Here is a 22,002-nt window from a genome sequence, read left to right as displayed (position 1 = left end):
GCTGATGCGGCGACCGGGTGGCAAACATATGTTTGCTTCCGTGAGCAGCAGTGGATCCAGTCAGCGGACTGTCGAAGCCCCGGCCCCCGCCCGGCTGCCCCCGGCGGCCGGGCGGCGGGCCACGCTGGTCGCGGCGGGCGTCTGCCTGGCGTCCTTCGTGGCCTTCTTCGTGGCGCAGCGGATGGCCGGCGTCACCTGGTTGGACCTGGACGTGTACCGGGCCGAGGGCTGGGCGATCCGCACCGGCGACAGCCTCTACGACCTGCGGGTCACCGAGCACGGGCTGCCGGCCACCTACCCCCCGTTCGCGGCGCTGCTCTTCGTCCCCCTGACCTGGGTCGGCGTGGAGACCATGCGGGTGGCGGCGACGGTGGGCAACCTGCTCCTGCTGCTCGCGCTGGTGTACCTGTCGCTGCGGCTGATCGGCCGACGGCCCCGGGGGCTGCCGCTCCCGGCGGCGGCCTGCGCGGTGGCCGCCGTGGCCGTCTGGTGCGAGCCGGTGTGGACCACGCTGCGGTACGGCCAGATCAACCTGCTGCTCGCCGTCCTGGTGCTGTGGGACCTGACCCGCAGGACCGGCCACCGCTGGGCCGGCGCCGGCATCGGCGTCGCCGCCGGCATCAAGCTCACCCCGGCGCTGTTCGCCGTGCTGCTCGCGGTGGCCGGCGGCGTGCTCGCGGTACGGCGGCTGCGGCGCGGCGCCCCGGCGTGGAACGAGCAGCTGCGGCGCGCGGCGGTGGCGGCGGGCGCGTTCTGCGCCACGGTGGCGATCGGGGCGCTGGCCGCGCCAGGCGACTCCCGCCGCTTCTGGACCGAGGTGGTCTTCGACAAGAACCGGGCCGGCCGGATCGAGGGCACGGCCAACCAGTCGCTGCGCGGGGTCATGGCCCGCGCCCTGCACACCGTCGACCCGGGCGGGGCGTGGCTGCTGCCGGGCCTGCTGGTCGGCCTCGTCGGCCTGGCCACGGCGGTGGCGGCGCTGCTGGCCGGGGACCGGCTGCCACACGCCCGTGCCTGGGCCGCCGTCAGCTGCGGGGTCACCGCGCTGGTGGTCAGCCCCATCTCCTGGTCGCACCACTGGGTCTGGGCGGTGCCGCTGGTGCTGCTGCTGGCCGCCGAGGCGGCACGCCGCCGGCACCGGTGGTGGGTGGCGGGGGCGGCCGCCACCGGGGTGCTGTTCTACACCTTCGCGCTGTGGTGGGTGCCGCACTTCAGGGACGACCACCCGGAGCTGCGGCAGTCCCCCGGCCAGATGCTGCTCTCCGGGATCTACCCGGGGATCGGCCTGGCCTTCCTGACGCTGGCGGCCGTGGTGGTCGCCAGGGCCTGGCTGCGCCGCCCGCCGGGACCGCTCATACCCGCGGTGGACCGGCCGCGCCGGTTACTCGCCCGTACACCGTGAGCAGCTCGTCGAGCACCGCGTCGATGGTGAAGTGCTCCTCGACCAGCCGGAAGGCGGCCTTGGAGGCCCGTTCGTTGGCCTCGGGCGCCAGCAGGTCGAGGATCGCCCCGCCGAGCCGGGGCCCGTTGTCCTCGTCCGCCCGGGAGGCCACCACCCGACCGGCGCCGGCCCGCGCCACGTCGGGGGCGAGCCCGGTGGTCTCGGTGACCACGACGGGCGTGCCCACCGACATGGCCTCCAGCGCCGAGACGGAGAAGGCGTCCTGGACCGACGGCAGCACGAACACGTCGGCCCGCCGCAGCCACGCCATCACCTCGGCCCGGTCGAGCGCCCCGACCCGGTCGAGCGAGCCGCGCACGCCGAGCGCGTCGGCGCGGGCCAGCGTGTCGGCGAGCGCGCCGGTGTCGGGTCCGGCCAGCACGAAGCGGGCGTCGGGGTGGCGGGCCAGCACGGTGGGCATGGCGGCCACGAAGTCCGCCGGGCGCTTGCCGGCCTGCACCCGGGCCAGGTAGAGCACGGTCGGCGGTCCCGACGTCTTGCGGCGCCGCTCCTGCGCCGGCACGCCGTTGACCAGCCGGTACTGCGGCGCGATGGGCTCCGGCGCGACCACGGCGGCGGTCTCGGCCCGCTCCCGCTCGGTCAGGTGGAGCACGGCGTCGGCGCGGCGCAGCACCCGGCGCACGCCGAGCGCGTCCACCAGCCTGGCCACCCGCTTCTCGGTCGGGTCCACCATGCCGTGGGTCTGCAGCACCAGCGGGGTACCGGCCTGGAGCGCGAGCAGCGCGACCGGCAGCGTGATCAGGTCGCGCATCAGGTGCACGTGGACGAGCTCGGCGGACCTGACGTAGGACCAGGCGCGGGCCAGCAGGGTCGGGGAGGTGATGCCGCTGACCTCGAACCTGGGCAGCACGTGCCGGGCCTGGAAGAGCCGGACGTGGGCGCCCTCCACCTCGCGCGGCAGTTCCGCACCCGCCCCGAAGCCGTCCCCCAGGGCGGCGAGCACCGCCCGGTGCCCGCGCTCGCGGAGCCCCCGGCACTGGCTCAGCGCGACCCTGGTGGGGCCGCCGAACTCGTGCGTGGGCGTGTGCAGGGTCACCACGTGCAACACCTTCATGCCACGAACTCCCTCCCCCCACCACGTCGTTGGCCGATCGGTGGACGTCCCAGGCTACTGGTCGTGGCCGGCCGCAGCGGCCCGGCCCGGGTGGTGGCGGCCGAGGGGCAGCACCATCGGGGTGTCGCTGACCGGGTCGACGGTGACGCGGCAGCGCAGCGCGAACACGTCGGTGACCGTCTCCTCGGTGATGACCTCGGCCGGGGTGCCCTCGGCGACGATCCGGCCGGCCTTCATGGCGACGACGTGGTCGGCGTAGCGGCAGGCCTGGTTGAGGTCGTGGAGCACCATCACGATGGTCCGTTTCCGGTCCCGGTTGAGGTCGGTGACGAGATCCAGGACGTCGATCTGGTGGGTGAGGTCCAGGTAGGTGGTGGGCTCGTCGAGCAGCAGCACCGGGGTGTCCTGGGCGACGGCCATGGCGAGCCAGGCGCGTTGCCGCTGCCCGCCGGAGAGTTCGTCGACGGTGCGGTCGGCGTGTTCGGCCATGCCGGTGGCGTCGAGGGCGTCGCGCACGGCTCGTTCGTCGGCGGTCGACCACTGGCGCCACCAGGTCTGGTGCGGGGCGCGGCCGCGGCTGACCAGGTCGACGACGGTCAGGCCCTCGGGGGCGATCGGGGACTGCGGCAGGATGCCGAGGTGCTGGGCCAACTCCCTGGTGGGCAGGGTGTGCAGGGCCCGGCCATCGAGGTGGACGGCGCCGTGGCGCGGCGTGAGGAGCCGGGCCAGGGCGCGCAGCAGCGTCGACTTGCCGCAGGCGTTGGCGCCGACGATGGCGGTGATGCGGCCCGGCGGCACGGTCAGGTCGAGGTCGGTGACCACCGTGCGGTCCCCGTAGGCCAACGTGAGGCCGGTGGCGCGGAGTTCGGGATGGGACGGCACGGCGGGTCAGCCTCCTTGGCCCGAGCGGTTGGCCCGGGCGAGCAGCCAGAGCAGGAAGGGGGCGCCGAGGACGCCGGTGACGACGCCGACGGGGAGTTCGACGTCGGCGAGCAGCCGGCGGGCGGCGAGGTCGGCGGCGAGGACGACGAGGGCGCCGGTGAGTGCCGAGGCGACCAGCGGCGGCCAGGCGGTGCGCGCGAGCCGCTGCGCGATCTGCGGCGCGGCCAGGGCGACGAAGGCGACGGGTCCGGCGGCGGCGGTGGCGAAGGCGACGAGGCCGACGCCGGTGAACATCAGCCCGAGGCGCACCCGTTGGACGGGGGTGCCGAGCCCGGTGGCCACGTCGTCGCCGAGTTGGAGGATCCTGAGGTGGCGGGCGAGCAGCAGGGCGGCGGGGATCAGCACCGCCGACGCCCAGGCGAGCGGGGCGACATGGGCCCAGTCGCGGCCGTTGAGGTTGCCCACCAGCCAGCCGAGGGCCGCCTGTGCCTGGAACCGGCCGCCGCGCGCCAGGAGGTAGTCGGTGACGCTGGCACAGACCCAGGAGACGCCGACGCCGACCAGCACGATGCGGTAGCCGGTGGTGCCGCGCCGCCAGGCCAGGGCGTGCACGAGCAGCGCGGTGGCGAGGGCACCGAGCAGCCCGAGGGTCTGGGTGCCGAGGCCGGTGCCGAAGCCGAGCACGAGGCCGGCGACGACGGCGGTGCCGGCGCCCTGGGTGATGCCGATCAGGTCCGGGCTGGCCAGCGGGTTGCGGGTCATGGTCTGGAAGATCGCGCCCGACATGCCGAAGGCGAGTCCGGCGAGGAGCCCGACGAGCGCGCGGGGCAGCCGGAACTCCCGCACCACCAGGGCGGTTCCCGGGTCGGCGGTGCCGGTGAGGGCGGCGACCACGTCGCCGAGCGGGAGCGGGATGTCGCCGACCGCGAGTCCCCAGCAGAAGAGGAGCAGCACGGCGCCGAGCAGGCCGAGGCAGACGGCGAGTTGGCGGGGCCGCAGCACGCCCGAGACGGGCGGGGCGGCGAGCCTGAAGTGGGTGGGCCCGGAACGGGTGGGCCTGAAGTGGGTGGTCATGGCGGTCACACCTCGGTCAGGCGCTGGCGGCGCACCAGGGCGACGAAGAACGGGCCGCCGACGAAGGCGACCAGGACGCCGGCCTGGATCTCGACGGGCCTGGCGACCAGCCGGCCGGCCACGTCGGCGACGAGCAGCAGGCAGGGCGCCAGGGCGGCCGAGATCGGCAGCAGCCAGCGGTGGTCGGGGCCGATGCCGGCGCGCCGGGCGAGGGCCCTGGCCAGGTGCGGCACGACGAGGCCGACGAAGACGACCGGGCCGATCAGGGCGACGGAGCCGCCGGTCAGCAGGGTCACGGCGACCACCCCCTGGGCCCGGACCAGGCCGACGCGCCGGCCGAGCGAGGTGGCCACGTCCTCCCCCAGCGCCAGGCTGTTGAGGGCGGGCGCGCAGGCCAGCGCGAGCAGCGCGCCGAGCACCAGGAACGGCAGCACCCGGGTCAGCCCGTCGCCGTTCTGGCCGGCGAGCGAGCCGGCGGCCCAGAACCGGTAGCGGTTGAGGGCGTCCGGGTCGGTCAGCACGATGCCGCTGGTGAGGGAGGACAGCAGCGCGGTGACGGCGACGCCGGCGAGCGCGAGCTTGACGGGGGTGAGCCCTGAGGCGCCGAGCCGGCCGAGGAGGTAGACGGTGACGCCGGCGACCAGCGCCCCGGCGAGCGCGAACCAGATCCGGCCGGTGAGGGTGGAGAGGCCGAGCACCCCGGCGGCCAGCACGACGCCGAAGGCGGCGCCGGCGCTGATGCCGAGGATGCCCGGGTCGGCGAGCGGGTTGCGGGTGAGGGCCTGGAGCAGCGCGCCGGCCAGGCCGAGCGCCACGCCGACGGACAGGCCGAGGGCGGTGCGCGGCACCCTGGAGGACCAGATGACGTCGTCCACGCGGGCGTCGGGGGCGTCGCCGAGCAGGGTGCGCACCACCTGGTCGGGTGGCACGCTCAGCGCGCCGAACGCGATGGACAGCAGGCAGGTCACCGCGAGGGCGCCGAGCAGCCCGGCCACCAGGGGGACGCGCCCGCGCACCGCACCGCTCACCGCGCGACCGGGACTTCGGTGTCCGGGTCGCCGTCGACGGCGGCGGCGAGTCGCGGTACCAGCTGGTCGAGGACGTAGGGCAGGCTCAGCACGCTGGAGAAGCCGTAGGCGACGCCGAAGTCGCTGTTCTCCTCGACGAAGACCTCGCGGCCCTCGGTGACCACGGCCAGGTCACCGTAGAGCGGGTCCTGGTGCAGCTGCTCGGCGCCTTCCTCGGGGTCGGGCACGCTCCACACGACGGTGCCCTGGTCGAGGAGGTCGGTGCGCTCCTCGCTGATGTTGGCGCCGAACTCGTCGCCGATGACGGCGTCGACGTCCTCGGGGTAGGTGAAGCCGAGGTCGGTGAGCATGCGGGAGCGCGGGTCCTCACCGCCGAAGACCCAGTAGCCCTCGTAGGGGGAGGCGGGGATGGCGGTGGCCTCGGCGAACTCCGGGTGTTCGGCGCGGGCTTCGGCGAAGAGTGCGTCGACGTCCGCGATCAGCTGCTCGGCCTCGTCGGCCCGGCCCAGGATCCGGCCGATGGTCTCGGTCTGCTGCCGCCACGGCACGCCGTAGTCGACGTACTCGGCGGGCTGGGCCACCACGGGGGCGATCTCGGAGAGGCTGTCGTACTGCTCCTGGGTGATGCCCGCGTACTGGGCGATGATCACGTCCGGCTGGAGGAGGGCTATCTCCTCCAGTTGGGGCCCGGTGCCGGTGTCGGTGAGCAGGGTGGGGAGTTCGGCGTCGCCGAGCAGGTCGGTGGCCCAGGGGCCGATGGCGGCCTCGTGGGTGCCGTACCAGTCGGTGGTACCGACGGGGACGGTGCCCAGCGCGAGCACGGCATCGTGGTCGGTGAGGCCGACGGTGACGACGCGCTCGGGTTCGGCGTCGACGGTGGTGGAGCCGTACTTGTGGTCGATGGTGACCGGGAAGGCGCCGCCGGCGGCGTCGGCGCCCTCGGAGGTGTCGGCGCCCTCGGAGCCCGAACCGCAGGCGGTCAGCGGGAGCAGGGCGGCGGCGAGGGCGACGGCGGCCAGCCGTCTGGGTGAGCGGTGCATCGTTCTGGTTCCTTCTGGAGCGGACGGGTCGGGGTCAGTGGGCGGTGCGGTGGTCGGACCAGGCGTCCCAGAGCGCGGCGTACCGCCCGCCGGCCGCGCGGAGTTCGTCGTGGGTGCCGCTCTCGACGATCCGGCCCCCGGCCATCACCACGATCCGGTCGGCGGTGGCGGCCTGGGTGAGCCGGTGGGCGACGACGAGGGCGGTGCGGCCGTCGAGCGCGCGGTCGGCGGCGCGCTCCAGCGAGCGGGCGCCCGTGCTGCCGGCCTCGGCGGTCGCCTCGTCCAGCACGGCGATCGCCGGGTCGGCCAACACAAGCCGGGCCAGGGCGAGTTGCTGGGCCTGGGCGGCGGTGAGCCGGTGGCCGCCGGCGCCGACGACGGTGTCGAGTCCGCCGGGCAGCGCCTCGGCCCAGTCGAGCGCGCCGACCAGGTCGAGGGCGGCGCGCAGCTCGGTCTCGGTGGCCTCGGGCCTGGCGAGCCGCAGGTCCTCGGCGAGGGGTCCCGCGAAGACGTGCACCTCCTGGGTGACGAGCCCGACGGCACCGCCCCTGCCGATCCGTCCCGCGGTCGGCCGGTGGACTCCGGCGATCAGCCTGGCCAGCGTGGACTTGCCCGCGCCGCTCGCGCCGACCAGCGCCACCCGCTCCTTGGGGCGCAGCGCGAGGTCGACCTCGTGCAGCACGGTCCTGCCCGGCTCGTAGGCGTGGTCGAGCGCGGTGACGGTGACCCGGCCCGGGTCCTCGGTCGGGGCGGCGGGTTCCGCGTCGGCGGCGGGTTCTGGCTGGGGGTGGTGGGCGACGCCGACGATGCGGGCGAGGCCGGCCTGGGCGCTCTGCGCGTCGTCCATCAGCACCAGCGCGGCGTTGATCGGCGTGAACAGGCTGTGGAAGTAGAGGGCGGCGGCGGTGGCGGTGCCGACGGAGGCCGAGCCGTCGCGCACCAGCAGGTAGCCGGTGACCAGCACGGCGGCGAGGCCGGCGAACTCGGCCAGGTGCAGCCGGGAGTAGAAGCTGATGACCAGCCGCACCTCGCGCATGGTGAGGTCGAGGGCGGCCAGCGAGCCGCGTTCGACCCGCTCGGTGTGGTGCGCCTCGTGGCGGAACGCGCGGACGGTGCGGGCGCCGCCGAGCGTCTCGAGCAGCCGCTGCTGCACCCCGGCGACGGCGACGCGTTGGCGGGCGTAGAGCGGCACGGCGTGGCGCAGGTACCAGCGGGCGGTGTGGGCCTGGACCGGGACGCCGACGAGCGCGGCGAGCAGGAAGCGCCAGTCGAGCAGGGCGAGGGCGCCCAGGGTGAGGACGATGGCCAGCGCGGAGCGGGCCAGCGCGGGCAGGGCGTTGCGGACGGCCTGGGCGACGAGCGTGACGTCGCCGGTGACACGGGCCGTCAGGTCGCCGGAGCCGGCGCGCTCCAACTGGTCGAGGGGGAGGGTGAGGGCGCGGTCGACGAAGCGCTCGCGCAGCCGGGCCAGGGTGGTCTCGCCGAGCCGGGAGACCAGCGCCAGGCCGTATGCCAGGGCGCCGCCCTGCACGAGGGCCACGGCGACCAGCAGCAGGGCGAGTTCGGTGAGGTCGCCGGCCGGGCGGCCCTCGGCGACGAGGTCGACGGCGCGGCCGAGCAGCGGCTGGGTGAGCAGCCCGACGGCGGTGGCCGCGGTGAGCACGGCGGCCGCGGCCAGGGCCAGGCCGCGGCGGGGCCGCAGGAGTTCGCGGACGGCGGCGCGCAGTTCGGCCGAGGTGGCGACGGGCAGCCCGGTGGTCTCGGGCGGGGACTCGGTCATGACAGCACCAGTCGCTGGTAGTCGGGGTGGTCGCGCAGCAGGTCGGTATGACCGCCCTCGGCCGCGACGCGCCCCGACCGGTCGAGGAGCACCACCCGGTCGGCGACGGCGAGCAGGGTGGGTCTGGTCGTGAGCAGGACGGTGGTGCGTCCGTGCCGCAGTTCGCGAAGCCCCGCGGCGATCCTGGCCTCGGTCACGGCGTCCACGGCGGTGGTGGGGTCGTGCAGCAGCAGCACCGGCGGGTCGGCGGCCAACGCGCGGGCCAGCACGACGCGTTGCCGCTGGCCGCCGGAGAGGGCGCGGCCGCCCTCGCCGGCCTCGCTGTCGGCGCCGAGCGCGTCGGCGCCGGCGGCGGCCAGGGCCGCGGCCTGGGCGGCGCCCGGCACGTTGTCGGCGACGGTGCCGGAGAACAGGTGCGCGTCGTGCGGCGCGGCGAGCACGGCGGTGCGCAGCCGGGCCGGGTCCAGCTCGGTGAGCGGCGCGCCGTCGAGCAGCACCGTGCCGCCCGCCGGGTCGGCCTCGCGGCCCAGGCAGCGCAGCAGCGCCTCGGCGTGGGCCGGTTCGGCGACGGCGACGCCGAGCAGTTCGCCGGCGCCCACGGTCAGGCGCAGGCCGTCGAGCCCCTCGTGGGCCAGGTCGCGCACCTCGATCTCGCCGCGCACCGGGTGGGCCGGCTCGGCGCCGCCCGGCGTCACCGCCCAGGGGGTGGTGAGCACGTCGGCGACGCGGTCGGCGGAGGCGCGGCCCTGGGCGAGTTCGGTGTTGACCCAGGCGAGGGTCTGCAAGGGGGTCAGCAGGAACAGGGCGAGGCCGAGGGCGGAGACCAGCTCGCCGAGGCTGATGTCGCCGCTGGCCGCGAACCGGCCGCCGACCAGGGCGATCAGGGCGACGAAGAGGCCGGTGACGGCCAGCGTGACGCCCTGCTGGCCGGCCTCGGCGCGGGCCGCGCGCAGGGTGGCGGCGAGCGAGTCCTGGCTGATGCGGCGGTAGCGGTCCGTGGCGGCCCGCTCGGCGCCGAGGCCCTTGAGCACCCGCAGCCCGTCGACGAGGTCGGCGGCGACGCCCGAGGCGCGGGCGGCGGCCTCCTGCTCGGTGGCGCTGCGGCGTTCGAGCGGCCTGCTCAGCAGGTGGCCGAGCCAGAGCAGCACGGGCGTCCCGAGCAGCACGAGCAGCCCGAGCGGCAGCGAGGTCCGCAGCAGCGCGACGGCTCCCACCAGCAGCCCGGCGAGCGCGCCGAAGGCCAGGCTGAGCGCCATCAGGCTGGCGCCGACGCGGCGGGCGTCCTCGGTGGCGACGCTGGCCAGGGCGCCGGGCAGCCGGCCGCGTTCGGCGCCGCCGGCCGGGTGCAGCACCCGGCGCACCAGGTCGAGGCGGAGCTCGTGGGCGGCGGTCTCGGCGGCGCGCTCGCCGAGGCGGGCGCCGAACCGGAAGCTGAAGGAGAGCACGAGGTAGACGCCGCCGAGCGCGGCCAGCAGCAGGAGCAGCGCGCCGGCGTCCTGCCCGGCGATGGCCCGGTCCACGGTGACGCCGATCAACAGCGGGGTCAGCGCCTCGCCGGCCTGGTGGCCGGCGCCGAGCAGCGCGCTCACCACCAGCCGCCGCCGCTGGCCGAGCACCGCGCGCCGCAGCACGTCCCGACCGGTCACCGCGCCCTCCCGCTTTCCGTTTGCCGAGCCACCCAACGAAGACTTCGGTAAGGCTAACCTAAGCTCCGGCCGGGAAATACGGGGGACCGCCCGCCGGTGCCGGTGCTACCTTCGGCTCGCCGGCCGTGGGACTTCGGCGCGACTTCCGGAAACCGTCTGTCCAACGCGTCATTCGCTGCTCGTGCCCCCATTCCCCGGCCGGCCCGCGAGCCAGGGGGAACGGGGAGGGACCATGGCCAGCCAGGGCGACGCCGTCGCCGCCGAGGACGTGCTGCTGTTCGTCAACGCGGCCATCACCGCGACCGGCCAGCGCGAGTTCCACTCCGACGGGGAGCGGCAGCGGCTCTCCCTCGACTTCCTCCACGCGTACATGCTGGTCAACTACCGCGACCTGTACGCCGCGACACTGGCGCTCGGCATCAACCACCACAACACGGCACTGATCGCGCGCCGTCTGCTGGAGACCTCCGCCGACGCCGGCACGCCGGAACGGCGGCGCGCCGAGGGCCGGTTGATCGGGCGGGCGCTGCGCACGCTGCCGCCGCAGCGGGTGTACCGGCTGTTCGCCGCGCTGCGGGCCGCGGGCGTCAACAACCGCCGCACCCGGGCGATCGTCCGGGACTGGCTGGCCGCCCGCCCCGACCTGGCCTTCGACGCCGTCAAGTACCGGGGCCCGCTGAAGGCCGCCCTGCGCCACGCCCACCTCCGCCTCGACGCGGACGGTGAGTTGGGCGCCTTCCTGTTCGCGCCGCACGACCGGCGGACCTTCACGACCCCGCTCTTCGAGACCTGGCGGCGGGCGCACTACGACCGCTCCCAGGTGTTCGAGCTGCCCTACACCGTCGCCGAGGGCCTGGCCGCCCGGCACGGCATGGACCGAGCGGCGTTCCTGGCCGGGATCGAGCCCCGGATGACCCGACTCGAACGACTGCGGCTGCGCGAGGCCACCGGGGACCGGGACCAGACGGCGCTCGCCGGCGCGTCGCTGACCCGGATCGCGAGCTACGCGCTCGCCCTCCCGCTGGACGAACGGGCGGCGCGGCGCACCGAGTTGACCGACGCGCTGCGGGCCGCCGCGCGCCGGACCGCCGGCCCCCGCGCCGCGAGCTGGGGGCGCGTGGTGGCCGTGCTCGACGACAGCTACTCCGCGCTCGGCTCGGGCGAGAAGCGGCGCCGGCCGCTCGCCGTGGCGCTGGCCGCCCACTTCCTGCTGGCGGAGCTGGCCGGCGACGGCTACACGGGACTGTGGACCTCGGGCCGCACCGACCCGCTGTTCGTGCGTCCGCTGGGCCCCACGCCGCTCGGCGAACGAATCCTGGACGGGCTCGAACTCGCCCCGGAGCGGCTGCTGATCGTCTCGGACGGCTGGGACAACGCGCCGCCCGGGCTCGCCGCCGAGGTGCTGCGGGTGTGGTCGGCGCGGTTCGACCCGACCGGCCGCACGGAGATCGTCCACCTCAACCCGGTGTACGACGCGGACGACTTCACCGTGCGCGCGCTGGCGCCGGCGGTGCCCACGGTGGGCGTCAGGGACGCCGAGGACCTGCCGGCGCTGGTCGAGTTGGCGCGCTTCGCGCACGGCCGGACCGGGCTGGCCCCGCTCACCGCCCATCTCGCGGCCCGCGTCGCCGACTTCCTCGGGGAGGACGCGTGACCACCCACTCGCCCTCCGGGATCGACCTGGCGGGCCTCACCACGGGACCGCCCCAGGCGTGGGGCGGGGTGCGTCTGGTGCCGCTGCTGCGCGCGGCACCCGTCGTCGACCTGCGGCTGCACCCGCGCGCCTACGGGGAGTCGATCGGCGTGGTGGACGTGGACGGGCGCTCGGGGTACGCCGCCTACGTGCCGCACGGCTACGTGGCGAACTGGACCAGGGACGGCGCGCCCGCCGCCGCCTACGGCACCCGGCTGAGCGACGGCCGCACCGCGGGGACCGACCGGGCGGCGCCCGTCGAGCACCTGCGGCTGCACTTCCACCGGCGGATGGCCCGCCGGGAGGCCAGGAACCGGCTGCGCTTCCTGCCGCTGCACCTGGCCCTGGAGGGCTATCTGGCGCTGCACTTCGGCGGCCCGACGATCGTCTGGGAGGAGTGGGCCAGGCGCGCGGTGAACCGCGGCCTCTCGCCGCGCGCCGAGCGGGCGTACGTGGGCGCCGAGGTGCCGGGGCTCGCGGACGCGCTGCGGGTCTTCGAGATCCACCCGGGCCAGTGCGGGGCGCTGCTGTACGTCGCGGACGCGCTGGCCGGCGCGCTGGTGGTGCCGCACCCCGACGACTACCGCGTTCTCCACCCGACCCTGCTCAAGGACCTCTACGGCGAGTTGGTCCACCAGTACGCGCTGCTCTCGGCACCGGTCCAGGAGTTCCGCGCCCGCCTCGACGACTCCGCCGTGCGGACGCCGGCCGACCTGCGCGCCGCGGTGCGGCGCCAGCGGGAGGAGTGGGCGGCGTTCCACGACGGCACGATGGCCGGCGGGCTGCTGGGCGCCGAGTACTCCTTCCAACGGGTGTACCGGCTGGGCCGGTTCAGCCTGTGGCGGTTCCTGCCGACCTTCCACCGGCACGTCGAGAACCACATCGGCGAGTGCGTGCTGGACAGTTCCGGGCGGCTGGCCTACCTGAAGACGTTCCGGCTGTCCGAGGCCCAGGTGAGGCGCGGCCACCTGCTGTCCTCGCTGGCCGCCCAGGACTGGCACCCGGCCCGCACGGCGGCGGCGCTCGGCATCACCACCGAACAACTGTCGCTCCGCGTCGAACACGCCGGCTTCGGCCAGCTGCTCGTCCACCACCACCGGCGGGCGGCGCTCACCCGTTGAGTGCCGCCCTGGCCGCCGCCACCGTGGCGGGCAGTGCGTCGTGCACCGACAAGCCCGGCCTGACCAGCGCGAGTTGGCAGCGCACGTCGGTCGCGCGCGGATAGCCGGGGTCGACGCCGACGGCGATCAGCCGGTCGGGGGTCGCGGCGGCGGCCCCGAGTTCGTAGAGGGTGATGGGCTGCGTGGTGACGGCGGGGTCGCTGGCCGGGAACCAGAAGAGCGTGACGTCGGCCAGCCGCAGGTGGTGGAACTCCCAGGCGATCTGGGCCTCGCTCGCCGCCGGGTCCGACAGGTCGAAGCCCGCCCGGCGCGGGTTGAACACCACCAGGTCCCGCAGCGCCCCGGCGGCCTCGCGCTGCCAGTCAGGGCAGTCGCTGATCCCGCCGGCCAGGAACACCGACGGCGGATCGCCCGGCTCGGGAGAGTACCGGCGCGGGGCCTCGACGTAGTGGCTGACCGTCATGCCCACCATCCTGCCCCAGGGCCGCCAGGTCCTAGACTGAGCCACCGATTCGAGGGGTGGGTGCCGGTGGCGGTCGAGGTCACGGGGCGGGCACGTGGGGTGCCGAGTCGCGCGGTGTTGTCGCGGCCGCTCTCCGTGCCGTTGATCGGCGGCCTGGTGGGGATACTGCCGCTCGCGGTGGCCGCGCAGCCGGGCGAGGGGGTCAGGGACACCACGTTCTGGCTCCAGCTGGTGGTGGCCTGCTACGCCGGCGTGCGGCTCTCGGCCATGGTGCTGTCCGGCCGACGGCGGCTGGTGCAGGGCGCGTTCTGGCTGTTCTGCTACCTGGCGATGGGCATCGCGCCGCTCGCCCAGTCGGTGCTCGGCCGCGACCCCACGCCGGTGCTCGGGCCGCGCGGCGACACCCAGTTGGCCACCATGCTGGTGCTCTGCGGGATGGTCGCCTTCGACGTCGGCGCGCTGCTCGCCAGGCACCGCCCGGCCACCCGCGGCGCGCGACGCCCGCCGGCCACCGTGCACCGCACCCGGCTCTACGTGCTGGTGGCCTTCGCCTACCTCGCCAGCGCGCTGCTGATCGTCCAGCTCGGCGGCCCCGCCGTGTTCTTCGCCAGCCGGCAGGAGATCAGTGCCACCCTCAGCGAGGCCACGGGCGCCGAGGCGAGCGGCGGCGAGGCGGGCAACGCGCTGCTGCGCGGCTTCGGCACGGTGCCGGCGATGCTGGCGCTGCTGTTCCTCACCCGCTGGATGGTGACGTCGCGGCGGGCCCGCCGCCAGCCGTCCGTCGTGCTGCCGTGGGCCGGCCTCGTCGTCATCAACGCCATCGTCAACAACCCGATCTCCAACCCGCGTTACTGGTTCCTGACGGTGCTGTTCGCGCTGCTGTTCACCGTCTTCCCGCGCAGCACCGTGATGTACCGGGCGGCGCTCGCGCTGGGCGTGGTGATCGCCCTGCTGGTCTTCCCGTTCACCGACCGCTTCCGCTACGACGAGAACGGGCGGCAGCCGGTCGAGGCACAGTCGTTCATGGAGCCGCTGGTCATCAAGGACTACGACCAGGTCGGCATGTTCGCCAACACCATCACCTACGCGGCCGACGGCAACGGGCACACCTACGGCCGGCAGGTGACCGGCGCGGCGCTGTTCTTCGTGCCGCGCGACATGTGGCCGGCCAAGCCGCAGGACACCGGCTTCCTGGTGGGCGGCTGGATGGGCACCAACAGCGCCAACCTCTCCTCCCCGCTGTGGGCCGAACTCTGGCTCGACTTCGGCCCGTTGGGCATGACGGCCGGCTTCCTCGGCATCGGCTACCTGGCGGCGCGCACCGACCGGGGCTATGTGCGGCGCACCCTGGACGACCCCTCCCCCGGCAACGTGCTGGCCGTGGTGGCGCCGGTGCTGGCCGGCTACAGCTTCATCCTGCTGCGCGGCTCCCTGCTCCAGGCCTCGGGCCGGATCGGCATCGCCGTGCTGTGCCTGCTGCTGGTCACCACCTTCCGCCCGGGCCAGCGCAGCCGGCTGTACTGAGCCGAGCTGGCCCCGCCCATGCCCGTGGACAGGCATGGCGCTCACGAAGGCGTGATCCCCACTTACCGCTGCTGCCGCACCCGCCGCGTCATGACGACGCCGGGGATGGCGACCGCGAGCAGGACGGGGATCGCGGCGGCGATCACCACCCAGAGAACGAGGGCGAGGTAACCGTAGGCGGCCTTCCTGTCGTCCGCGTCCGCCAGTGCGAGGAGGACGAGGCTCACCACGAACGCGACCACCACGAAACCCCCGATGGCGATCGCCAGCCAGCTGAGAATGCTGGCCCACCGCCGGTAGCGGGTGCTGACGCCCCCCGTCATTTCTTCCTGGCGTCCCACGCGCCACCGCTGAAGGTACGCAGCAGGACGACCAGCGCGGCCCCGAGCCGCCAGTCCATGTCCGGCGCGTGCAGATGCAGCTTGTCGCCTCCGGACCTGAACTCCAACGGCATCTGACGGCCCGCGCGCCACCTGATGCGCCGGGGTCCGCGCGCGGCACCACCCTCGTTGCCGGCGACACCGTCGAAGACGGAGTACACGAGGATCAGCGCCATCATGGGCAACGCCAGCCACCACACCCACCACCAGAGGATCCGGCCCTTGTAGCCCACCGCGTCAGGGCCGCCGGGCCGCGTCACCGTCCAGCGGGTCCGCAGGCCCCGGCCACGGAACGCCTTCTCGCGCACGAACGTGCCGATGAGCTCGCCGTGCGCACCGAGCGCCTGGAACGTCGCGACACCACCGGTGGCCGACACGGTCACCACGGTGGCCACCCGCTCCCGGTGGTCCTCGTCGGCCCACAGGGCGAAGGAGCGTGCGCCGCTCTTGCGGGCCGCGCGGTACGCGGGTATGCCGCCCGGCGGCAACTCGCGCTCGGCGTACGCGACCGCCTGGTTCGTTCCCGACGCGTCGGCGAGGTAGACCACGTCCATGAAGGGCGCGGGAGAGCCCTCGCGGACCCTGCTTCGCAAGGTTGCCATGGTCAGTACGTTGCTCACCCGACGTGCTCCTTCGTGTGTGGGCAGGCGGCGTCTCCGGTCGCACGCACTCAAGACCCTTCCGGTCGGTGTTGTCGCCTCAGGAGCGGACTCGTCCATGGACCTTAGAGTCATCGTGGGCTTCGGACTTTGTCATCCACGCAGGGAACTGTGTCAGCGGTGCACAGCCCTCACGTTGACGCCGCGGCAGGCGAGGAGCGCCCCGCGTGCTCGTCGAAGCCGTTGCGCGGCGAGAGAGAGTCGTGCCAAGCTCTTGCCGAAACTGTCCGTGCAAGGGGGGCTTGTGGGGGAACGAGCCGAGGCGTTGTCACGCCTGCCGGATGACCGACGCGGGCAGAGGTCCGCCTCGTGAGTCCGGTCCTGGACACCGCGTTCATACCGCCGCGGGACCGGGAGGAAGTAATCCGCAACGCGGTGTGGGAATCCATGGTGGCGGTCGATATCGACCACCGTCCTCCGGCTGAGGACATCTCCGTTCGCATAGGGCTCGGCGCCGCGGGGCCCATCAGGATCTGTTCGGCGCGGTCGACCGCGGTCACTCTCCGTCGGACGGAGCGGCTCGCCCGGGAGGACGAGGAGCCGGCCGTCACCCTGGGTGTTCAGATGACGGGCAGCAGCATGGTGGTACAGAACGGTCGCCAGTGCCTGCTGAGGCCGGGAGACTGCGCCGTCTACGAATCGATCGCTCCCTACACACTTCTCTTCGACGAGGGAGTCGACCACCGCTTCATCCGGTTCCCCCGCGCGGCACTCGCACTCCCCGACCGGTTGCTACGAGACATCACCGCGGTCCCCCTGGGATCCGACAACCCCGTAGCGCGCCTCGCCTTCACCTACTTCTCCCAACTGGCCGTCACCGGCGAATTACACCAGGGTGCGTACGCTGACGCCGTAGTGGAACCCAGCGTCGAACTGCTCCGCGCCGTCCTGACGTCCCAGCACGGCAACTCCAGCCTGGCCAAGGGGCCGTTGGAGGCGACACTCAGCCTGCGGATCACCCGGTACATCCGGGCCCACCTGGCTGACCCCGATCTGTCGGCGGCACGGATCGCCGCCGCACACGGTATCTCCGTGCGTCATCTCTACGCGGTGCTGTCCCGGGCGGGCATCAGCCTCGGAGACTGGGTCCGGACACGCCGCCTGGCCGAATGCAGGCGAGAGCTGGCCGGACCGAGCGGCCGGCTGCGGACCATCGCGGCGATAGGGCGACGTTGGGGCTTCGTAGACGCGTCCCACTTCAGCAAGGTGTTCAAACAGGCATACGGAATCTCGCCTCGGGCCTGGCGCGACCAGAACCACCCCCGCTCCTCCGCGTGATGTTCTCCGCGCGCCCACGTCGCGCGCGACCGGCCTTGGACTGCACGGCGTCGGCCAACTCCCCGTAGGACTTGGCGATGAGCGCCGCGACGAGTGCCTCCCGGTTCGGAAAGCAGGGGTAGGGGCGGCGGGCAGGGGTCCGCGCCGACGCACCATTGCCGGCTCGCCATGCTCACGACACGATGGGCGGATGCCCCGTACCCTGCGCGCCCTGTGCGCGACCCTCGCCTGCGTCGCCGTCACCACCGCCCTCACCGGCGCACGCTCCGCTCCCCCGACGGCGGCCGCGGCGCCAGACATACCCGTGGCCGAAGTCCTCGACCACCTCGACGAGTTGCAGGCCATCGCCGCCGCCAACGGCGGCAACAGGGCCCACGGCCGCCCCGGTTACACCGCCTCCCTCGCCTACGTCGAGGCACAGCTCAGGGCCGCCGGCTACGTGACGGAGCGCCAGCCCTTCGACTACGGCGGCACCATCGGCTACAACCTGCTCGCCGAATGGCCGGACGCCCGCACCGACGCGGTGCTGATGGCCGGCGCCCACCTCGACTCCGTCGGCGCGGGTGCCGGCATCAACGACAACGGCTCGGGCTCCGCGGCGCTCCTCGCCACGGCCCTCGCCGTCGCCGAGTCCGGCACCGCCCCCGAGCAGACCCTGCGCTTCGCCTGGTGGGGCGCAGAGGAACTCGGCCTGATCGGCTCCCGCGCCTACGTCGACGACCTGAACGACCTCGAACTCGCCGCCATCACCGGCTACCTGAACGTCGACATGATCGGCTCCCCCAACGCGGGCTACTTCGTCTACGACGACGACCCCACGATCGAGACGGTCTTCACCGACTGGTTCGACGCCCGCGGCATCCCCACCGCACCTGCCACCGAGGCGGACGGCCGCTCCGACCACGCGCCCTTCGCGGCGGCCGGCGTCCCCGTCGGCGGCCTCTTCACCGGCGCCGGCAGCGTGAAGACCACCGCCCAGGCCGTCGTCTGGGGCGGCACGGCCGGGCGGCCCTTCGACCCCTGCTACCACCGCGCGTGCGACTCCACCACCAACATCAACGCCACCGCCCTCGACCGCAACGCGGACGCGCTGGCCCACGGCGTGTGGGAGTTGGCCGGTCTCTGACCGTCCGGCCCGGCGGCCTGCCGGACCGGCCTGCCGGCCTGAGCGGTTCGAAGGGCAGGTGGCTGATGTAGCCGTCAGCCGCCGGCTCCGCCGAGCCGGCGCGAGCCGCGGCCCGGCAGGGGCCGGACAGCCCCGGCGAAGCCAGCCGCAGCCGCGAGCAGCGCCAACCGGCGGAACGCTGTACGGCCCGCGCGCACGAGCAAGCACACATGCCCGGCCCGGCCGGCGAGGCCGCAGGCCCGCGGCGGACAAGCCTGGCCGCCAACTCGCCCCGGCCACCGGCGCCAACCATCCGACTCACCTCCGGGCGAACGGCCGTGCCGCCGAAGGGACCGGAGGGCCCGGGCGTCCGACGCCCCGCCGGCGCCGGTGGCGCGCCGCTCAGCTGGCGCGGGCGGCGGAGAGGCGGGCCTCGAAGCCGTCCAGGATGGCCCGGAGGCCGAACTCGAAGCTGTTCTCCGGCGCCCCGGCGTACTCGACCGCGGCGGCGGTGTCCAGGCGCTCACGCAGCCGCGGGAACCGCGCCGCGATCTCGGCGGCCCGCGCGACCGTGTCGGCCAGCTTCCGCCGGGCGTCCTCACCGTTCCTGCCGAGCCGCCGCGTCAGGGACACCTCGGCCGCGGGCCCGAGGGCACTGCCCAACACGTGGACGAAGACCGTGGCGGCCGCCCGGTCCGCGTCGGCCGCCGCGAAGCCCGCCTTCTCGTAGACGGCGAGGCTCAGGTCGTCGTGCCGGGACTTGCCGGGGCCGTAGAGCAGATAGCTGCCGAACGCCTGCCCGAACCACGGATGCCGGCCGAGCATCGCGTGCATGCCGGTGGCCAGGGCGGTCGCGGCCGTCCGCCAGTCGACGGCCTCCACGTCCGGGAGTTCGATCTCGTCCCAGATCGCGTCACCGGCGAGCCGGACCAGGTCGTCCTTGGTCTTGATGTGCCAGTAGATCGCCGTGGCGGCGGAGCCCAGGCGCTTGCCCAGGCTGCGCATGTTGAGGCCGTCGAGGCCCTCCTCGTCCAGGAGTTCGATGGCGGCCTGGACGATCTGATCCGTGGTGAGCGTGTCTCGCGCCATGCCGAGCAGCCTACTTGAACTAAGTTCACGGCCCACTTGTACATAGTTCAAGTACGGCCCTACAGTTGTCCTCGAACTTAGTTCAAGAGAGGGAGGGCGCACCCATGGCGCACGAGACACTGACCGACGCCGTCGAGGCCACGGCCAAGGAGTTCGAGATCCCCGGCGTCGCCGTCGGGGTGCTCGCGGACGGTCGGGAGAGCTACGCCTCGTTCGGCGTGACCAGCGTCGACAACCCGCTGCCCGTCGACGAGAAGACGCTGTTCCACGTCGCCTCCGTGACCAAGACCTTCACGGCGACCGCGCTGATGCGACTGGCCGCGGAGGGGAGGGTGGAGCTGACCGCGCCGGTGCGCCGCTACGTGCCCGAGCTGGCCCTCGCCGACGAGCGGGCCGCCGCGGAGATCACCGTGCTGAACCTGCTCAACCACACCTCGGGGCTCGACTGGAACCTGATCGACCCCGAGGAGGGCGACGGTTCCCTGGCCGGCTTCGTGGCCAAGATGGCCGAGCTCGACGTGATCGCGCCGCCCGGCGCCCGCGCCTCCTACAGCCAGGCCGGCTACAACCTCGCCGGCAGGGTCGTCGAGAAGGTCACCGGGTTGCCCTTCGAGAAGGCCGTGACCACGCTCGTGGTCGAGCCCGCGGGCCTGTCGAACACGTTCTTCGACCTGGACGAGATCATGATCCGCCGGTTCGCCGTCGGGCACGTCGGCGGCGAGGAGGGAGCGCCGCGGCCGGCGCGGCCCTGGCGGGCGAACCCGGCCACCACCCGCGGCAACAACCCCGGCGGTGGCCTCGTCTCCTCGACGAGCGACCTGCTGCGCTGGGCCCGGTTCCAGCTGGGCACCGACGACGGCGTACTGCCCACCGAGGCCCTGCGCCGCATGCGGCAGCGGACCGTCGAGCTCCGGGGCAGCACCCTGGGCGACGCCTTCGGCATCTGCTGGTTCCTGCGCGAAGTGGACGGGGTGCACACGATCGGGCACGGCGGCTCGGGCAACGGACAGTTCGCCGAGCTGCTCATCGTGCCAGAACGGGACTTCGCCGTCGTCTCCCTCGCCAACGCCGGCCCGCACGGCTACTCGTTCAACCAGTCGGTGGTCCGGTGGGCGCTCGAACACCACCTCGGCGTGGTCGACCGGGACCCGGAGCCCATCCCGTACGACGCGGCGCGGGCCCGGGAGGTCGCCGGTCGCTACCAGATCGACGCCATGAACCTCGACATCGCCGCCGACGACGCCCGGCTCACGCTCGCGGTCGGCATCAAGCCGGAGATCCGCGCGGCGTCGGACGCCGACATGCCTCCGGACTACCCGGCGGCCGACATCGGTTTCCTGCCGGGCGACGGCGACGAGTACATCGTCACCGACGGCGGCCTCAAGGGGCAGCGCGGCTACTTCAGCCGCGACGACAGCGGCGCGATCGTGGGCGTCGACCTCGCCGGCCGGCTCTTCACCCGCGCGACGCCGGCGTCCTGACCGCCCGGCCGGCTGCGCGTCACCCGGACTACCGGGCCACCAGGCGGAGTTCGAACGCGGCGCGGAGCCAGCTCGCGGTGGCCTTCGCCGCCGAGCCGGCGGCGAGGCCCCAGGCCGCGCCGAGGATGCCGCCGAGGGCGTAGCCGAGCAGCAGGCACAGGACCGAGAAGAGCGAGAAGGTCAGCTGGACCGGGAGCGTGGCGCGCGGGCTCAGCACGCGCAGCAGGAGCAGGCCGCAGGTGCCGAGGGCCATCACCGTGTACTGGGCGCCGGTGGCCGGGAGCAGGGAGACGGCCGCGTCCCAGGTGTCGCCGAGCAGGGCGCGGCCCGCCGCGTCGGGTAGGAGGGCGAGCGTCACCGCCCAGCAGGCCGCGACGCCGGCCAGCGCGCCGCCGGCGGTGGCCGCGGCGCGGGCCTGGCCGTGCGCGCTCGGCCGGCGGCCGAGCAGCGGCGGGCCGAAGCCGGTGGCCGCGTTGAACAGCACGTTCATCGGCCCGAAGAGCGTGCTCGCGCCCCGCAGGGCGCCCACGGCCAGCGGGTTGGCGAGCAGGCCGAGGAGGACGATCGCCAGCTGCGAGGCCGCGTTGCCGACGCCGAACTCGACGACGAAGCGGCGGCCGAGGTGGCGCCGGTCCAGCAGGGTGCGGGGGTGGACGGGCCTGGCGCCCCGGGTGAGGGCGAGGAGCAGCGCCGCGCCGAGCAGCAGCGCCGGCAGCGAGGAGAGGCCCCAGACCAGCACCATCCGGCCGGGTCCGGTGCCGTACGGCTGGAGCGCCAGCGCGGGCACGGCGACGGCAAGGCGCAGCGCGTCGGTGGCCAGGGCGAGTTGCGGCCGGCCGAGAAGCGAGAACGCGTAGCGCAGCCCGTCCTGGGTGAGGACCAGCGGCAGCACGAGGCCGAGCGCGGTCAGGCCGTCCGCGATGGAGCCGGGGACGGCGAGCGTGACCAGCGCGGTGGCCGCGCCCATCGCCGTCGCGGCGCCGAGCGTGAAGAGCGCCGCGGCCCGGCAGTGGCCGTGCAGGTCGGCGGCGGTGCCGCGGCGCAGCACCAGCGCCTGCCCGACGTAGGCGGTGGCCGCGCCGAGCAGCAGCGCGAACACCGTGTAGACGACGGCGAACGAGGCGAAGTCCGCCGCCGTCGACTGCCGCGCGGCGCACACCACGACGGCGATGTTGGTCAGCGCGGCCACGCCCTGGTCCGCTATGGCGGCGACCGTGGCGCGCCGCGCGGATGGTTCGCTCAC

General features: G+C 74.5%; 19 protein-coding genes. 7 read left to right on the top strand and 12 right to left on the bottom strand.

The annotated features are described in order from the left end of the window. Positions 1-40 precede the first annotated feature (40 nt). Entirely contained in the window at positions 41-1,402 is a 1,362-nt protein-coding gene (locus ACFWI8_RS23155) for a glycosyltransferase 87 family protein (protein WP_387094728.1), read from the top strand. On the opposite strand, the gene ACFWI8_RS23150 is transcribed toward ACFWI8_RS23155, so the two are convergent. The 7 genes from ACFWI8_RS23150 to ACFWI8_RS23120 are packed head-to-tail and all read right to left on the bottom strand — an operon-like array spanning position 1,353 to position 9,966. Then, complete coding sequence (locus ACFWI8_RS23150; protein ID WP_387094726.1) at positions 1,353-2,516, bottom strand: glycosyltransferase; 1,164 nt, start codon at positions 2,514-2,516, stop codon at positions 1,353-1,355. The two genes, ACFWI8_RS23155 and ACFWI8_RS23150, sit on opposite strands and share 50 nt — an antisense overlap. A gap of 54 nt (positions 2,517-2,570) precedes the next feature. After that, the gene (locus ACFWI8_RS23145; protein ID WP_387094725.1) at positions 2,571-3,398 is read right to left on the bottom strand and encodes an ABC transporter ATP-binding protein; all 828 of its coding nucleotides are present in this window, start codon (positions 3,396-3,398) and stop codon (positions 2,571-2,573) included. Between the two features lie 6 nt (positions 3,399-3,404). Then, positions 3,405-4,472: a FecCD family ABC transporter permease gene (locus ACFWI8_RS23140; RefSeq protein WP_387094723.1), complete on the bottom strand. Its 1,068-nt coding sequence runs from the start codon at positions 4,470-4,472 to the stop codon at positions 3,405-3,407. 5 nt (positions 4,473-4,477) lie between these two features. Beyond that, entirely contained in the window at positions 4,478-5,500 is a 1,023-nt protein-coding gene (locus ACFWI8_RS23135) for a FecCD family ABC transporter permease (RefSeq protein ID WP_387094721.1), read from the bottom strand. After that, complete coding sequence (locus ACFWI8_RS23130) at positions 5,497-6,540, bottom strand: iron-siderophore ABC transporter substrate-binding protein (protein ID WP_387094720.1); 1,044 nt, start codon at positions 6,538-6,540, stop codon at positions 5,497-5,499. Before ACFWI8_RS23130 ends, ACFWI8_RS23135 begins: the two co-directional genes overlap by 4 nt. Before the next feature lie 34 nt (positions 6,541-6,574). Beyond that, positions 6,575-8,320 carry an ABC transporter ATP-binding protein gene (locus tag ACFWI8_RS23125; RefSeq protein WP_387094718.1) on the bottom strand — a complete coding sequence of 582 codons (1,746 nt, stop codon included), beginning with the start codon at positions 8,318-8,320 and terminating at the stop codon, positions 6,575-6,577. Further along, complete coding sequence (locus tag ACFWI8_RS23120) at positions 8,317-9,966, bottom strand: ABC transporter ATP-binding protein (RefSeq protein ID WP_387094716.1); 1,650 nt, start codon at positions 9,964-9,966, stop codon at positions 8,317-8,319. The genes ACFWI8_RS23125 and ACFWI8_RS23120 overlap by 4 nt, the downstream gene beginning before the upstream one ends. A gap of 232 nt (positions 9,967-10,198) precedes the next feature. Between ACFWI8_RS23120 and ACFWI8_RS23115 the strand changes: the two genes are divergently transcribed. Both ACFWI8_RS23115 and ACFWI8_RS23110 read left to right on the top strand, forming a co-directional pair. After that, a complete protein-coding gene (locus ACFWI8_RS23115; protein WP_387094714.1) occupies positions 10,199-11,620 on the top strand; it encodes a hypothetical protein in 1,422 nt (473 codons plus the stop codon). Continuing rightward, the gene (locus ACFWI8_RS23110; protein ID WP_387094712.1) at positions 11,617-12,780 is read left to right on the top strand and encodes a hypothetical protein; all 1,164 of its coding nucleotides are present in this window, start codon (positions 11,617-11,619) and stop codon (positions 12,778-12,780) included. The genes ACFWI8_RS23115 and ACFWI8_RS23110 overlap by 4 nt, the downstream gene beginning before the upstream one ends. Here ACFWI8_RS23110 and ACFWI8_RS23105 read toward each other — a convergent pair. Beyond that, entirely contained in the window at positions 12,770-13,243 is a 474-nt protein-coding gene (locus tag ACFWI8_RS23105; RefSeq protein WP_387094710.1) for a nucleoside 2-deoxyribosyltransferase domain-containing protein, read from the bottom strand. The genes ACFWI8_RS23110 and ACFWI8_RS23105 overlap by 11 nt on opposite strands. Positions 13,244-13,303: 60 nt before the next feature. Between ACFWI8_RS23105 and ACFWI8_RS23100 the strand changes: the two genes are divergently transcribed. Then, positions 13,304-14,767, top strand: a complete 1,464-nt coding sequence (locus tag ACFWI8_RS23100; protein ID WP_387094708.1) for an O-antigen polymerase — start codon at positions 13,304-13,306, stop codon at positions 14,765-14,767. 62 nt (positions 14,768-14,829) lie between these two features. Here ACFWI8_RS23100 and ACFWI8_RS23095 read toward each other — a convergent pair whose 3' ends face one another. Next, a complete protein-coding gene (locus ACFWI8_RS23095) occupies positions 14,830-15,090 on the bottom strand; it encodes a hypothetical protein (RefSeq protein ID WP_387094706.1) in 261 nt (86 codons plus the stop codon). Continuing rightward, a complete protein-coding gene (locus ACFWI8_RS23090) occupies positions 15,087-15,749 on the bottom strand; it encodes a hypothetical protein (RefSeq protein WP_387094704.1) in 663 nt (220 codons plus the stop codon). The genes ACFWI8_RS23095 and ACFWI8_RS23090 overlap by 4 nt, the downstream gene beginning before the upstream one ends. A 366-nt stretch (positions 15,750-16,115) precedes the next feature. On the opposite strand from ACFWI8_RS23090, the gene ACFWI8_RS23085 reads away from it, so the two are divergent. Then, positions 16,116-17,084, top strand: coding sequence for a helix-turn-helix domain-containing protein (locus ACFWI8_RS23085; protein WP_387094702.1), 969 nt, complete (start codon positions 16,116-16,118; stop codon positions 17,082-17,084). 190 nt (positions 17,085-17,274) lie between these two features. Next, positions 17,275-18,210, top strand: a complete 936-nt coding sequence (locus ACFWI8_RS23080; protein ID WP_387094700.1) for a M28 family peptidase — start codon at positions 17,275-17,277, stop codon at positions 18,208-18,210. Positions 18,211-18,591: 381 nt separating this feature from the next. Here the strand turns inward: ACFWI8_RS23080 and ACFWI8_RS23075 are convergent, their stop codons facing one another. Beyond that, a complete protein-coding gene (locus ACFWI8_RS23075) occupies positions 18,592-19,278 on the bottom strand; it encodes a TetR/AcrR family transcriptional regulator (protein WP_387094698.1) in 687 nt (228 codons plus the stop codon). Between the two features lie 104 nt (positions 19,279-19,382). Between ACFWI8_RS23075 and ACFWI8_RS23070 the strand changes: the two genes are divergently transcribed. Next, entirely contained in the window at positions 19,383-20,759 is a 1,377-nt protein-coding gene (locus ACFWI8_RS23070) for a serine hydrolase domain-containing protein (protein WP_387094696.1), read from the top strand. Between the two features lie 28 nt (positions 20,760-20,787). Here the strand turns inward: ACFWI8_RS23070 and ACFWI8_RS23065 are convergent, their stop codons facing one another. Continuing rightward, positions 20,788-22,002, bottom strand: a complete 1,215-nt coding sequence (locus ACFWI8_RS23065) for a hypothetical protein (protein WP_387094694.1) — start codon at positions 22,000-22,002, stop codon at positions 20,788-20,790.

Source organism: Streptomyces sp. NPDC127098, from assembly GCF_042722465.1.
Classification (GTDB): Bacteria; Actinomycetota; Actinomycetes; order Streptomycetales; family Streptomycetaceae; genus Streptomyces; species Streptomyces millisiae.
This window is presented reverse-complemented; position numbering and strand designations above follow the sequence as displayed.